The 14,184-nt window shown below is 62.5% G+C and carries 11 protein-coding genes; 8 read left to right on the plus strand and 3 right to left on the minus strand.

Translation table 11 applies throughout. From position 1 onward, the window contains the following. A complete protein-coding gene (locus tag LCM24_RS12420; RefSeq protein ID WP_090479401.1) occupies positions 1-783 on the minus strand; it encodes a succinate dehydrogenase iron-sulfur subunit in 783 nt (260 codons plus the stop codon). A gap of 121 nt (positions 784-904) precedes the next feature. On the opposite strand from LCM24_RS12420, the gene LCM24_RS12425 reads away from it, so the two are divergent. Then, complete coding sequence (locus LCM24_RS12425) at positions 905-1,558, plus strand: HAD family hydrolase (RefSeq protein WP_224804759.1); 654 nt, start codon at positions 905-907, stop codon at positions 1,556-1,558. On the opposite strand, the gene LCM24_RS12430 is transcribed toward LCM24_RS12425, so the two are convergent. Next, positions 1,536-2,708, minus strand: a complete 1,173-nt coding sequence (locus LCM24_RS12430) for a CDP-glycerol glycerophosphotransferase family protein (protein WP_224804761.1) — start codon at positions 2,706-2,708, stop codon at positions 1,536-1,538. The genes LCM24_RS12425 and LCM24_RS12430 overlap by 23 nt on opposite strands. 82 nt (positions 2,709-2,790) lie before the next feature. Between LCM24_RS12430 and LCM24_RS12435 the strand changes: the two genes are divergently transcribed. The 3 genes from LCM24_RS12435 to LCM24_RS12445 all read left to right on the plus strand — a co-directional run bounded on the left by LCM24_RS12435 (position 2,791) and on the right by LCM24_RS12445 (position 5,577). Continuing rightward, positions 2,791-4,122: a lipopolysaccharide biosynthesis protein gene (locus LCM24_RS12435; RefSeq protein WP_224804764.1), complete on the plus strand. Its 1,332-nt coding sequence runs from the start codon at positions 2,791-2,793 to the stop codon at positions 4,120-4,122. Beyond that, the gene (locus tag LCM24_RS12440; RefSeq protein WP_224804766.1) at positions 4,119-4,874 is read left to right on the plus strand and encodes an NTP transferase domain-containing protein; all 756 of its coding nucleotides are present in this window, start codon (positions 4,119-4,121) and stop codon (positions 4,872-4,874) included. Before LCM24_RS12435 ends, LCM24_RS12440 begins: the two co-directional genes overlap by 4 nt. A 109-nt stretch (positions 4,875-4,983) precedes the next feature. Beyond that, positions 4,984-5,577 carry a class I SAM-dependent methyltransferase gene (locus LCM24_RS12445; protein ID WP_318247372.1) on the plus strand — a complete coding sequence of 198 codons (594 nt, stop codon included), beginning with the start codon at positions 4,984-4,986 and terminating at the stop codon, positions 5,575-5,577. A 48-nt stretch (positions 5,578-5,625) separates the two neighbouring features. Here LCM24_RS12445 and LCM24_RS12450 read toward each other — a convergent pair whose 3' ends face one another. Beyond that, the gene (locus LCM24_RS12450) at positions 5,626-8,355 is read right to left on the minus strand and encodes an Rne/Rng family ribonuclease (RefSeq protein WP_224804770.1); all 2,730 of its coding nucleotides are present in this window, start codon (positions 8,353-8,355) and stop codon (positions 5,626-5,628) included. A gap of 436 nt (positions 8,356-8,791) precedes the next feature. Here LCM24_RS12450 and LCM24_RS12455 point away from each other — a divergent pair, with 436 nt between their 5' ends. The 4 genes from LCM24_RS12455 to LCM24_RS12470 all read left to right on the plus strand — a co-directional run bounded on the left by LCM24_RS12455 (position 8,792) and on the right by LCM24_RS12470 (position 14,168). Further along, positions 8,792-9,673: an N-acetylmuramoyl-L-alanine amidase family protein gene (locus LCM24_RS12455; RefSeq protein WP_224804974.1), complete on the plus strand. Its 882-nt coding sequence runs from the start codon at positions 8,792-8,794 to the stop codon at positions 9,671-9,673. A gap of 117 nt (positions 9,674-9,790) precedes the next feature. Beyond that, complete coding sequence (locus LCM24_RS12460; RefSeq protein ID WP_224804976.1) at positions 9,791-12,235, plus strand: penicillin-binding protein 1A; 2,445 nt, start codon at positions 9,791-9,793, stop codon at positions 12,233-12,235. An 89-nt stretch (positions 12,236-12,324) separates the two neighbouring features. Beyond that, positions 12,325-13,452, plus strand: coding sequence for a peptide chain release factor 2 (gene prfB, locus LCM24_RS12465; protein ID WP_224804772.1), 1,128 nt, complete (start codon positions 12,325-12,327; stop codon positions 13,450-13,452). A 56-nt stretch (positions 13,453-13,508) separates the two neighbouring features. Further along, positions 13,509-14,168, plus strand: a complete 660-nt coding sequence (locus LCM24_RS12470; RefSeq protein WP_224804979.1) for a class I SAM-dependent methyltransferase — start codon at positions 13,509-13,511, stop codon at positions 14,166-14,168. Positions 14,169-14,184: the final 16 nt, after the last annotated feature.

The raw sequence follows: 14,184 nt of genomic DNA on the forward strand, positions 1-14,184 counted from the left end.
TCAGATTGCGCGTTCGGCCATCATCTTCTTGGTTTCCGCGATCGCCTTTGCCGGGCTGAGACCTTTGGGGCAGACATTCGCGCAGTTCATGATCGTGTGGCAGCGATACAGGCGGAAGGGATCTTCCAGCTGGTCCAGGCGCTCGCCGGTCATTTCATCGCGGCTGTCTGCTAGCCAGCGATAGGCCTGCAGCAGGATGGCGGGGCCGAGGAACTTGTCCGAATTCCACCAATAGCTGGGGCAGGCGGTCGAGCAGCAGGCGCACAGAATGCACTCGTACAGGCCGTCGAGCTGTTCACGCTGTTCGGGGGTCTGGAGCCGTTCCTTGCCGCTGGGCGTCGGGCTGACGGTCTGCAGCCAGGGACGGATGGAGGCATATTGTGCGTAGAAGTGCGTGAAATCCGGCACCAGGTCCTTCACCACTTCCATATGCGGAAGCGGGGTGATGCGGATTTCGCCCTTGAGGTCGTCGATCGCCGTGGTGCAGGCGAGGCCGTTCTTGCCGTTGAGGTTCATCGAGCAGGAACCGCAAATGCCCTCACGGCACGAGCGACGGAAAGTCAGCGTGGGATCGATCTCGTTCTTGATCTTGAACAGGGCGTCGAGGACCATCGGGCCACACTCGTCGAGATCGATCTCGAACGTGTCGTAGCGCGGGTTTTCGCCGCTGTCGGGATCGTAGCGATAGATCTTGAATTTCTTTACCCGCGTCCCGCCGTCTGCCGTATGCGCACGGCCCTTGCCGCTGATCTTGGAGTTCTTGGGGAGGGTAAACGTAGCCATTTTCAAGCGATCCTGTTGCTTTACGCAACCCATCTAGCGGTTCGTGCGAGTGGCGCAAGGCCCGGAACGGCCAATTTTCAGCGGACTTGCGTGCAAAACACGCACATGGCAGCGCATCGAAGTGCACATCGCGATTTACGACCTCGACCGGACCTTGACCCGCCGTCCGACCTTTACCCCGTTTCTCGCCTTTGCGGCGCGGCGGCTTGCGCCTTGGCGACTGGGCCTCTTGCCGATCTGGGTGATAGCCATGATCGGTTACCGGGTGGGTTTCTACTCGCGCACTGCTCTAAAGCGGTTCGGGATGAAGTTGATGCTCGGAAATGTCCGGCTCGACCGGTTGGAGGAGATCGGCGATGACTATGCGGGGGCGCGCATCGAGCATCCGGGCCTGATGCCGGCGGTCATGAAACTGGTCGAAGAGGACCGGAAATCGGGTGCGGAAATGATGGTGGCGACTGCCGCCTTCGGCTTCTACGCCCAGTCCTTCGCCAAGCGCCTCGGTTTCGAACATGTGATCGCAACAGGCTGGGACGGCTCGCAAATTCCGGGGGGCAACTGTTATGGCGAGGTGAAGAAAGCCCGCGTCCTTGCATGGTTTGACGAACAGGCCATCGACCGGGATGCCGTGCATGTGCGGTTTCTCAGCGACAGCTTCGCCGACGCGCCATTGCTCAACTGGGCGGACGAGCCCTTTTTCGTCACCGGTTCGCCTGCCGAGACCGCGAAGGCGAGGGCGCGTGGCTGGAAGGTTATCGACCCGCTTGCTCCTTGACGGCGTCGGCAATCGCGTCTGCCGCGCGCTCGCTGGCCGGCCGATCGCCGAGGTCGATGGTGTAGGAGAACAGCTCGACCTGCTTGTCCCGATATTGCGACGCGATCTCCCGGTATTCGGGTAGAAGTGTCGTCAGTTCCGCGGTCGTCTGGACGACGGGGCCGGCGTCCCAGAACAAGTGCCATTCGTCGTCTTCCTCCAGCTTCTCGCGGCGGCTGTCGTAGAAGAACGCGGCGCGCGGACGGGCGAGGAATTCGTAGATCTGGCTCGACACGTCACCGATATAACCATCGGCGGCGAGCGTGTAGCTCATGTCGAACAGGCGCGGTGAATCGACGTCGATTAGGACGTTTTCGGCTTCGAGTGCCTCTTCCGGCACATCCGGACGCTTGCGGGCGATCTTGTACTCGGGCGAAACATGGAGCTCTTTCTTGAACAGCATCACATGCGGCGCGAAGATGAGGTTGAAGTCCTTCCCCGCATCGCTTGTGAACCATCTCAACAGCTCCGGTCCCTCGTCGTACCAGCTGGACAGGTTTGGGTCGAAGTGCGGGTTATAGACGAAGGTCGGGTTGTCGTTGTCGAAGAAGCGCTCCCTGGCATCGAGGTCGATGCCTTCGAACTTGGGATATCCGACGATGACGAGTCGTTCGCGCGAGACGCCGTGGGCGACAAGCTGGTCAACGACCTTTGGGCCGGCAACGAAGCTGCGGTCGAAGCGCGTGTAATCGGGATGGTAGGCCACGCTGCGATCCCCCGCGCCGTGTGGCACTTTCGCAAAATAGGGCATGCTGTCTTGCGGGAGGTGCTTCTTCAGCCGCAGGCAGGTCCGCTCCGTCGAGATGATCATGTTTGCGCTCGCAAACAGCGGAATATTGGCGCGCAGGCGCATCAGGCGACTTGCAGGAAGCACGCGGTCGAAGGTCGTAGCGACAGCCTTGCGCCAGCCGGGCAGTTCCAGTTCTTCCCAGCGGATCAGCTGAGCCGAGGCAGGCTCGATCAGTTCTTCCAGACGGCCACGTATTTCGGGAGTCGCATAGGCAACCACCGTCTCGATATCGGGATGCAATCTGGCCGTCGCGGCGGCGATACCGGCAAGGTGAGCAACCTGGTGACCTGCGTCGTGATTGAAAAGGAATATGGCCCTCATGGAAGGCGCCATAGTGCGGGCGGTGGGTAGTCGCAAACCATGCAATTGCACCGCAAGGACAATTCGTTCAAAGGTCCGCGCCATGCAGCCGGCTTCAGAACCCGCAAAAAGACGTGACGGGTTGTCCAATATCCTGCGCAACCTTGCCTGGATTCTCGGTGGCAAGGGGTTCGGCGCGGTCTGCAGCTTCTTTTATCTCGCCATCCTTGCCCGCTCGCTAGGACTGAAGGATTTCGGGCACTTTTCCCTGATCTTCGGCACTGCGCAGGCGCTTGTGGCCGTCGCCGGTTTCCAGACCTGGCAGACCTTGGTGCGGTTCGGCGCGCAGCCCGTTCTCGAAGAAGACCATCCCCGGTTCGGTCGCCTGATCTGGTTCTGCACCTCTGCCGATGTGCTCGGAGCGATCACGGGCTGCGTGATCGCGGCCTTGCTCTATTTCGGGTTCGCCGAAATACTCGAGCTGAACCCCGAATATGTGACGATGGGCTTCCTGTTCGCCTGCGCCCTGATGTGGTCGCGCCTGACCACGCCGAGCGGCATCGTCAGGGTTCTCGGGCGTTTCGACGTGGGCATGTATATCGAAGCGGTCGTTCCAACCGGACGCCTAATCGCCAGCGGCATCATCCTCTGGACAGGTGCGAGCGTGGGCAAATTCCTCTTCGCCTGGGCATTTTTCGACCTGCTGTCCGCAGCGCTGTACTGGATCGCGGCACGGCGCCTTGCCCCGCAAGCCTTCCATCGCAGGCACTTCGGGCACTGGAACCAGATGCTGCGCGAAAACGAGGGGGTCAGGAGCTTTTTCGGCGTGACCTACGTCGCAACGACGCTCGACGCGGCCGTGCGGCAGGGCCCGCTCCTTGCTGTCGGCTATTTCCTCGGGACGTCGGCCGCGGGTCTATACCGGCTTGCGGATCAACTGGCCCAGGGGGTGAAGCAGTTCGCTGTCCTGATCGCGCGCGCCGTCCTGCCGGAATTCGCTATTTCCTCCATGGCGGACGAGGCCCATCGCTTCGAAGGCCTGGTCAGGAAAGTCACCCGGATTGCTGCCCTGGCCGGAGTAACCGTGCTTGTGCTGGCGGTGTTCCTCGGTGAACCGCTGCTCGTCCTGATCGGCGGTTCCGACTATGCGCGCGGAGCGGTGGTGCTCATTCCGCTGGCCGTCGGTGCCGCGTTCGAACTGGCCAGCGTGTCTTACGAACCGATGCTCTATTCCACCGGCCATGCGAAATATGCCCTTCGCGTTCGCGTGCTGGCCCTTGCGGTGCTGGTCGGCGCAGTCCTTGCGTTCGTGTCGTCGGGTCCGGTCGGCGTTGGTTGGGCGGTGGCGCTGGCCATGAGCATTTTCTACCTCGCCATGAGCGCGACCGTGTGGGTCATCCTTCGTCAGCTCCGCAGGAAGGCGGCTGCGGCGTGACTTACTCGGCATTGATCCTCGCGGGCACACGGTCGGGTGGAGATCCGCTGGCCGGAACCGAGGGAAAGCCGCACAAGGCGCTGATCGATCTCGAGGGCACAGCGCTGCTCGAGCGTGTATCGAGCGCGCTGCGAGAGGCAGGTGCGGACCGCATCGCGGTATCCTGCGATCACCCGGATGTCGTAGCCCTGGCTCGCTCGCTCGATCTGGAGGTTCTCCCTACCGGGCAGGGGCCGAGCGAAAGCACGGCGATCGCATTTGCTGCGCTGGGTGCTCCGCTCCTGGTGACTACCGCGGACCATGGCCTGCTGAAGCCCGAATGGGTCAGGCATATCGTCGAAACCACACCGCAAGCGGCAGACCTGTCGATCATGCTGGCAGAGCGTCGCGATATCGAAGCGGCGATGCCTGGCTCGAAGCGGACCTACCTTCGCCTTGCCGACGGGGCATGGTCCGGGTGCAACCTGTTCTACCTCCAGCATGAAGGGGCAGGGCAGGCCATCGAAAGCTGGAAAGCGGTGGAGGCCGACCGCAAGCGCCCGTGGCGTATCGTGCGCCGACTGGGTTTTTCCACGCTCGTCAAATACGCGCTTGGCCGCTTGTCGATGGCGCAGGCTATCGAAATGCTAGGCCTGCGGATGGGGGTGCGGGCAAATCTCGTGAAGGCACCTGACGGCCTTGCCGCAGTCGATGTCGACAAGCCGCAAGACCTCAACGATATCCGCGAGTTACTCCGCCAGCGACGCGCATAGACGGCAAAAGCGGTTTTCACCGCCAAATTTTCAGGCATAGTGCGGTCGAAACGTGGGGAGAGAGCGTTTGGGCTTGCGCAGTCTTTACGACCGGCACGTCATGCCGAGGATGATTACCCTTGCCTGCGGGCAAAAGGGGATCGAGGACAGGCGCAGGCAGGTAATTCCGCTCGCTGAAGGCCACATTTTCGAACTGGGGTGCGGCGGCGGCCTCAACCAGTCGCTTTACGATCCCGACCGCGTGGAAAGCTTCGCGGGCATCGATCCCAACGAGAAATTGCTCGAAAATGCACGAGACAGGGCGCGCGAGCGTGGCTGGAATGCAGATATTCGCGAAGGCGTCGGGGAAGATATTCCGTTTGCAGACAGCACGTTCGATACGGCGGTTTGCACTTACACGCTTTGCAGCGTCGAGGACCCTGCCAAGGTGCTGGGAGAATTACGCAGGATATTGAAGCCGGGAGGGCGTCTGCTCTTCCTCGAGCATGGCCGCGCGCCCGATGCATCGGTTGCCAAGTGGCAGGACCGGATCGAGCCGGTCTGGAAGCCGCTGGCTGGCGGATGCCATCTAACGCGACCGATCGGCTCTGCCCTGCGCGGCGCAGGCTTTGAAGTGGAGCCGCTGGGCCAGGCTTATCTCGACCATGCGCCCAAGGTGATGGGCTGGATGGAATGGGGCGTGGCCCGCCGGGCCGGGGTCTGAAAGAAAACCGCCCACCTGACAGGAGCCAGGCGGGCGGTTAGCTTCCAATTATTCGCCGAAAGTGCGTTGCCACCAGCCGCGCTTGGGCTTGCCGCCTTCGTCGGATGACTGGTCGTCCTGCTTCGCTGCCGCTTCGGCAGTTTCGGGAGTGCTTTCGGGACCGGCGACGACGGGCATGTCTTCCTTGACCTGCTCGGCTACGTCTTCGGTCGCCTTCTTCTTGCGCGTACGCTTGGGCTTGGGCTTCTCTTCAGCCTCCGCAGCGGCTTCCGCAGGTTCTGCCGGAGCCTCGTCCGCCTTTTTCTTGCGAGTGCGCTTGGGCTTCGGCTTTTCCTCGGCAGCATTGTCGCTGGAGGTTTCGTCCGCAGCTTTGTCGTCGGCCTTTTTCTTGCGCGTACGCTTTGGCTTCTCGGCAGGAGCTTCCTCGGCAACGGCCTCGGTTTCTTCGGCTACCTTCTTCTTGCGCGGGGCCCGCTTCTTCTTGGGCTTTTCCTCTTCGGCGGCCTGTTCGGCAGTTTCCGGAGTGTCCTCGGGACCGGCGACGACTGCCATGTCCTCGGCCACCTGTTCCGAAACCTTCTCGAGCTTCTCGGCGTCCTGCGACGTTACTTCGTCGGACTTGCCGCCACGACCGCGACCACCGCGCCGGCGTCCGCCGCGACGGCGGCGCTTCTTCGGTTTGTCGTCACCGTCGTCGTCTTCGGAATGCGCGTCGCTATCGCTATCCTCGTCGGACTCGTCTTCGTTGTTGCCGTCCGAATCCTGTTCGCGGTTCCGGTTGCGGCCGCGTCCACCCCGGCGACGACGGCGCTTCTTGCGCGGACGATCATCGTCTTCGTCCTCGTCCGAGCTGTCGACGAACTCTTCTTCGTCGTCGTCCTCGTCATCGACGATAGTGTCGAACTTCGGCGCGTCCTTCGGCTTGGGGCCGTGGCTCGACACCGTCATCTTCGCGCCTTCGTCTTCGCCTTCCGGCACGACTTCGGCGATGACGCCGTAACGCTGTTCGATCTCGATCAGGTCGTTGCGCTTTTCGTTGAGGAGGTAAACGGCAGCCTCGGTGCTGGCAGCAAGGCGGATGCGCGAACCCTTGCCCTTGGCAGCTTCCTCTTCGATCAGGCGCAGCGCCGAAAGACCGGCAGAGCTGGCGGTGCGGACGAGGCCGGTACCGTCGCAGTGCGGGCATTCGCGGGTGGTCGCTTCGAGAACGCCGGTGCGCAGGCGCTGGCGGCTCATTTCCATGAGACCGAAGCTGGATATGCGGCCCACCTGGATGCGCGCGCGGTCGCTCTTGAGCGCATCCTTCATGGCGCGCTCGACCTTGCGGGTATTCGAATGGTGTTCCTGGTCGATGAAGTCGATCACGACGAGGCCGGCCATGTCGCGCAGGCGCAGCTGGCGGGCGATTTCCTTGGCCGCTTCCAGGTTCGTGTGGAGGGCCGTCTGCTCGATATTGTGCTCCTTGGTGGAGCGGCCCGAGTTGATGTCGATCGAAACGAGGGCTTCGGTCGGATTGATGACGAGATAGCCGCCGCTCTTCAGCTGGACGACCGGATCGTACATCGCCTTGAGCTGGTCTTCCGCGCCATAGCGCTGGAACAGCGGCACCGGGTCGACATATTGCTTAACCCGCCGCGCATGGCTGGGCATGAGCATTTTCATGAAGGCCTTGGCGGATTTGTATCCTTCCTCGCCTTCGACCACGACCTCTTCGATCTCGCGATTGTAGATGTCGCGGATGGCACGCTTGATCAGGTCGCTGTCCGAATGGATCAGGGCAGGCGCCGCAGAAGACAGCGTCTTTTCGCGGATTTCGTCCCACAGGCGGGCGAGGTAATCGAAGTCGCGCTTGATTTCGGTCTTGGTGCGCGAAAGGCCGGCGGTGCGAACGATCAGGCCCATGGTCTTGGGCAGGTTCAGATCGCCGACGATCTGCTTCAGGCGCTTGCGGTCGCTGGCGGAATTGATCTTGCGCGAAATGCCGCCGCCGTGGCTGCTGTTCGGCATGAGAACCGTGTAGCGCCCGGCGAGGCTGAGATAGGTAGTAAGGGCAGCGCCCTTGTTGCCGCGCTCTTCCTTGACGACCTGGACGAGCAGCACCTGGCGGCGCTGGATGACGTCCTGGATCTTGTACTTGCGACGCAGGGCCATGCGCTTGGCGCGGGCTTCATCCACTTCCTTGGCGCGGCTGCGACCCTTGCCCTGGCGGCGGCCACGGCCACGGCGCGAGCGGGACTTGGACTTCGAGCCGTCGTCCTCGCTCTCTTCATCGTCGTCGCTATCATCCGAATCGTCGTCGTCTTCGCCGTCGAGATGGCCTTCCTCGATAGTGGCGACCTTGTCCTTGTCGGACGTGTCGACTTCTTCGAGGCCGTCTTCGGCGAGATCTTCTGCAAGCGCTTCGGAGCTTTCATCCTCGGCGTCGTACTCTTCGCCCGGAAGTTCGCCGCGCTCTTCCTCTTCGGCGCGCAGGCGCTGTTCTTCCTCGGCAGCTTCCGCTTCGGCGGCGAGCAGCGCGGCGCGGTCTTCCTTGGGAATCTGGTAATAGTCGGGGTGGATTTCGCTGAAGGCGAGGAAGCCGTGACGGTTGCCGCCGAAGTCGACAAATGCCGCCTGCAACGAGGGTTCGACCCTCGTGACCTTGGCTAGATAGATATTTCCTTTGATCTGCTTCTTGTCGGCAGATTCGAAATCGAATTCCTCAATCCGGTTTCCCTTGAGGACTGCCACCCGGGTTTCTTCCTGGTGGCGCGCGTCGATGAGCATGCGCGTTGCCATTAATTATTCTCCATGCGCGGCGGGGCGGGGCGAGCCCGTCCTTCCTGCTGCGCGATTGTGTGTGAAATCCGCGTCCCATGCGTGGAATCGCGGCATTAGCGGTCCGGTTCAGAACACTGCGATCGTCTGTCCGGATATTCGTGTCTGCATCCGACGCACTGCGCAAAATCTGCGCCCCTGCATCCGTCGCGGCAGCCGTCTTGCCGAAGATCGGCGCAGGGACTGCGGAAAGGGATGAGTGCGTTCTGTGCATCAACCTGTACAAATAAGGGCCACGCCAGGATGGCGGGGCGAATACGATATCGGCGACCCTCTTCGTCGCGACTTACGCGCCGATCGGAGGCACCGAACCGATATGAGGAGCGCTAGCACCGTGGGTTTCGATCGGCAACTATATTGCGCATAAGGTGCACGAAGCCTTAAGGTTTTGGTGACCATGAAATCGATCATGCATCTCGCCGCGCCCCTTCTCGTCACGGTAACCGCGCTTGCCGCAACGATCGGTGTCGTCGCTGGCGGCGGTTTGGCCGCAGCCGAGCCCGGGCTGGTCTTGAGGGCGGCTTTGCCGGGCAAGGCGGATGAGCCCGAATTGCCCGAGGTTCGCGGTCAGGCGGAACTGCCGCTGGTCGTCATCGACCCCGGTCACGGTGGTTTCGACCCCGGCGCCACCGCATCGGGATACCGCGAAAAGACACTCGTGCTCGGACTGGCGCGGGCGCTTCGCGACGAGATCGAAGAAAGAAATATCGCGCGCGTGGCGCTTACCAGGGACGATGACCGATACCTTCTCCATTCGGAGCGGTACGGCTTGGCCCGGCGGCTGAATGCGGACCTGTTCATCTCCATTCACGCCGACAGTGCGGGGGACGCCGGAGAGGTCGAGGGCGCGAGTATCTATACGCTGTCCGATCGCGCATCGAGCGCGGCAGCGGCCCGGTTCGCCGCGCGCGAGAACGCCGCCGACACGCTGAACGGCGTATCCCTTGGCGGGGCCAGTGCCGAAGTGAACGAAATTCTCGTCGAATTGTCCCGGCGGCGGACCCGCGCCGAATCCGACGAATTTGCAAGGCTCATACAGCGGGCAGGCGAAGGAAAAGTGCAATTCCATCCACAGCCGCGCCATTCCGCGGACCTCCTGGTGCTGCGCGCGCCCGACATTCCCTCGGTCCTTTTCGAGAGCGGCTTCATCACCAATGAGGAAGACGCGAAACGGCTCGCTTCGGCCGAGGGGCGGGAAGACTTCGCCGAGGTGATGTCCCAGGCAATCGGTCTGTATTTCGCCCGCCAGCAGCAGCGCTCGTCGCAAATGCAAATGTAGGTATAGCGCGTCGGATGAACGGCGTGCTAGAGGCCTGCGTTGATCATGGATTACGCCAGCCACCTCCAGTATTATCGCGAGCGCCTCACCGGCGATCCCGTGCGCTTTGTCAATTGGATGCGCGAGAACTGGCACGACAACCAGCGCCTGCGGGTCATGACCTACCTGATCGGCATTGCGCTGATGCTGCTGGTGCTCTTGTGGGCCTCGCTTGCGCGCAACCTTCCTGACGCCGAATCCCTGCTGGAATATGAAACGCCGCTTCCTTCCGTGGTGCGCGGCGTGGACGGCGAAATCGTCCATTCCTATGCCCGGGAACGGCGCGTCCAGTTGCAATATGTCGATTTCCCGCAGCCGATGATCGAGGCTTTCCTTTCGGCGGAAGACAAGACCTTTTTCAGCCACGGCGGGGTCGATTTCACCGGCACGCTGAATGCGGTGTTCGATTATGCCACCAAGTACGGCTCTGGCGAACGCGCGGTCGGCGGTTCCACCATCACCCAGCAGGTGGCCAAGAACCTCCTGCTTGGCGACGAATATTCGGTCACCCGCAAGCTCAAGGAGATGATCCTTGCGCAGCGGATCGAGCAGGTCCTGACCAAGCAGGAAATTCTCGAACTCTATCTCAATGAAATTCCGCTCGGGCGGAGAAGCTTTGGCGTACAGGCAGCCGCTCGCGCCTATTTCGACAAGGATGTCGACGAGCTGGACCTGCATGAGACCGCGTTCCTCGCGATCCTGCCGAAGGCGCCGGAGCGTTACGGACGCGAGCGCTACCGCGATCTTGCCGTGACGCGCCGCAATTTCGTGCTCGACCAGATGGTCGCCAACGATTTCGTCTCCGCCGCAGAGGCGAACACTGCCAAGGCGCAGCCGCTTGGCCTCGTCCAGCAGCGCAGCGAACGTTCGGCCGATGCCGGCTATTTCCTCGAAGAGGTACGCCGCCAGCTCATCTCGGAATTCGGCGAAACCGCCGATGATGGCGGAAATAGCGTTTACGCCGGCGGCTTGTGGGTACGCACGTCGCTGGACGTAGAGCTCCAGGACGCGGCGCGCGATGCTCTGAGGGCGCAGCTGCTGAGCTATCACGGCAACCGCGGTTTCACTGGTCCGATTGCAACGCTGAACCCGGAGAATGGCAGCCTGCACTCTCAGCTCGCCTCTTCGAACCTCAGCATCAATTATGAAAATTGGCGTGTCGGCGTCATCACCAAGGCAGGCAGTTCGCCGACCATCGGCCTGACCGATGGTGAGGACTATGCACTCTCGGGCGCCCCTAACACGCTCAAGATCGGCGACGTCGTTGCTGCGGAGCCATCGGGTTCCGGTTACCGGCTGCGGATCGTGCCCGAGGTGTCGGGCGGCTTCCTGGCGGAGGCCCCGCAGACCGGCCGGATCCTCGCCATGCAAGGCGGGTTCGACAGCCGCTTGGGCAGCTTCAATCGCGCCACGCAGGCCAATCGCCAGCCCGGTTCTACAATCAAGCCCTTTGTCTACGCCTCTGCGCTCGACAACGGCATGACGCCTGCCACGCAGGTTCCCGACCAGACGTTCTGCGTATGGCAGGGCGCACAGCTGGGTGAGAAGTGCTTCCGCAACTTCGGCGGTGGCGGCGGCGGTGAACATACGCTGCGCTGGGGGCTCGAGCAGAGCCGTAACCTGATGACCGTCCATATCGCCGACGACACGGGTATGCAGAACGTCGTCCAGACCATCTCGCGCGTGGGCATCGGCGACTACGAGCCCTACTATTCCTTCGCGCTCGGCGCCGGGGAGACGACCGTGGCGAAGATGGTCAATGCATATGCCGCGCTTGCGAACTGGGGACGCCAGAACGAAGGCTCGGTCATCGACTACGTGCAGGATCGCCGCGGAAAAGTGATCTACCGCACGGACAAGCGCGAATGCACTGGCTGTAATATGGCGGAATGGGACGGGCAGCCGATGCCTCGCTTCGAACCGTCGGGCAAGCAGGTCCTCGATCCGCGCACCGCTTTCCAGATGGTCCACATGCTGCAGGGCGTCGTCACGCGCGGTACCGCCGTGCGCCTGCGCAGCCTCGAATTGCCGCTCTTCGGCAAGACCGGAACCACCAACGGCCCGACCAATGCATGGTTTGTCGGGGGCACGCCCGATATCGTTGCGGGCATGTATGTCGGCTTCGACCAGCCACGGAACCTTGGTGGCTGGGTGCAGGGCGGCAATACCGCCGCGCCCATCATGAAGCGCTTCGTCGAAGCCACGAAGGACCGCTGGACATCGCCCGATTTCGTCGCTCCGCCCGGCATTCGCATGGTCAAGATCGACCGTCGCACAGGCAAGCGCGTCTTCGACGGCCAGCCTTCGAACGATCCCAAGGCATCCGTGATCTGGGAGGCTTTCAAGCCCGATACCGAACCGCCGCGTTCGACCCGTTCCGACGAAATGGCAGCGCAAAGGGCCGAGATTCTCGAGCTCATCAAGCGGGCTCGCGAAGGGGTCAGGGCGAACCGCCGGATCGAAGCCGAAGGCCGCGAGGATTCCGCCGGCGACTTCGTCGAGGAGAACGAGGGGCTCTACTAGGGCGTCCCCTCCAACCCGGCCCGCGCAGCTTTACAATTGCGGCCTGCGCGCTAGGTGGGCGAACCAACGGAATACAAGGAATTCGACTTATGCGTGCCGAAGGGCAGGCCAATATCGACCGTATCGAAGCTGCTCTCGCGCTTGTGCGCCAGTCGCTCGACTGGGACCATGCACTGCGCCAGCTGGACGAGCTCGACGCGCGGGTCCAGGACCCGACCCTGTGGGACGATCCCAAGCAGGCCCAGGCCATCACGCAGGAGCAAAAGCGCCTCGAAACCGCAATCAACACGGTGCGCGAAATCGAGAGCGAAATGGGCGATGCCATCGAGTTCGTCGAAATGGGCGAAGCAGAGGGCGATGACGATATCGCAAACGAAGGACTCGCGAGCCTTGCCGCGCTCGCCGACCGGGCCGACCGCGACAAGGTGCAGGCGCTTCTTTCCGGCGAGGCCGACGCCAACGACACCTACCTGGAAATCCACGCAGGCGCGGGCGGTACCGAAAGCAACGACTGGGCGGAAATGCTCTTTCGCATGTACGCGCGCTGGGCGGAACGCCGCGGTTTCAAGGTCGAAACGGTGGAATACCAGGCGGGCGACCAGGCCGGCATCAAGTCGGCGACGCTGCTGCTCAAGGGCGAAAACGCCTATGGCTATGCCAAGACCGAGAGCGGCGTCCACCGCCTCGTCCGCATCAGCCCCTATGACAGCTCGGCGCGGCGCCACACCAGCTTCTGTTCGGTCTGGGTCTATCCGGTGATCGACGACAATATCGACATCGAAATCAATCCGGCCGACCTCAAGATCGACACCTATCGCGCATCGGGTGCAGGCGGACAGCACGTCAACACGACCGATTCCGCCGTGCGTATCACCCACCAGCCGACCGGTATCGTGGTCGCCAGCCAGAACGACCGCAGCCAGCACAAGAACCGCGCCACCGCGATGAACATGCTCAAGGCGCGCCTGTTCGAGCGCGAGATGGCGGAGCGCGAAGCGGCTGCATCGGGCGAATACCAGGAAAAGAGCGATATCGGGTGGGGACACCAGATCCGTTCCTACGTCCTGCAGCCGTACCAGATGGTCAAGGACCTGCGCACAGGCGTGACCTCGCCAACGCCTGACGACGTGCTCGACGGCGCGCTCGATCCGTTCATTTCGGCGGCTCTGGCACAGCGGGTCACCGGCGAAACGGTCGAGGTGGAGGACGCCGAGTGAGGCGCGCCCCGCTCATCCTGATTGCATTCGGCACCCTTGCCGGATGCGATGCGGTCATGAGCGACACCGATGGTGGAGCCGTATTCCCCGAGCCTGACCGGCCCGTGTCGGAGGTCATCTCCTACCAGTTCTCGACCGAAGATGCCCGCGACAGCCGCGGCGAAGCGCAGAAGGTCATGGACCTGGCGGAAATCGAGCCGGGCATGACCGTGGCCGATATCGGCGCGGGCAATGGCTATTACACCGTTCGCCTCGCGCCGCGCGTGGGCGACTCCGGACGGGTGCTCGCACAGGACATCGACCCCGAAGCGATCCAGAGGCTGGGGCGGCGGGTCGAACGCCAGCGGCTCGACAATGTGTCGATCAGGCTGGGCGAACCCAGCGATCCGCGCCTGCCGGACAACAGTTTCGACCGGATTTTCATGGTTCACATGTACCATGAGATCCAGCAGCCCTACGAGTTCCTGTGGAACATGTGGCCGGCCTTGCGGGACGGAGGACAGGTGATCGTCGTGGACGTCGATCGCCCGACCGACCAGCACGGGATCGATCCCCTGCTGCTGTCGTGCGAATTCCGCCGGGTCGGTTACGAGCTCGTGGCATTCAAGGACGCGCCCGAGCTTTCGGGGTACTATGCACAGTTCAAGGCAGCGGCTAACAGGCCAGAGCCGGAAGAGATAACGCCCTGCCGCGCAGATAGCGGCAACGAGGGCTAAGGCACGACAAAGTGCC

The organism is Qipengyuania aquimaris, from assembly GCF_020171965.1.
GTDB lineage: Bacteria > Pseudomonadota > Alphaproteobacteria > Sphingomonadales > Sphingomonadaceae > Qipengyuania > Qipengyuania aquimaris_A.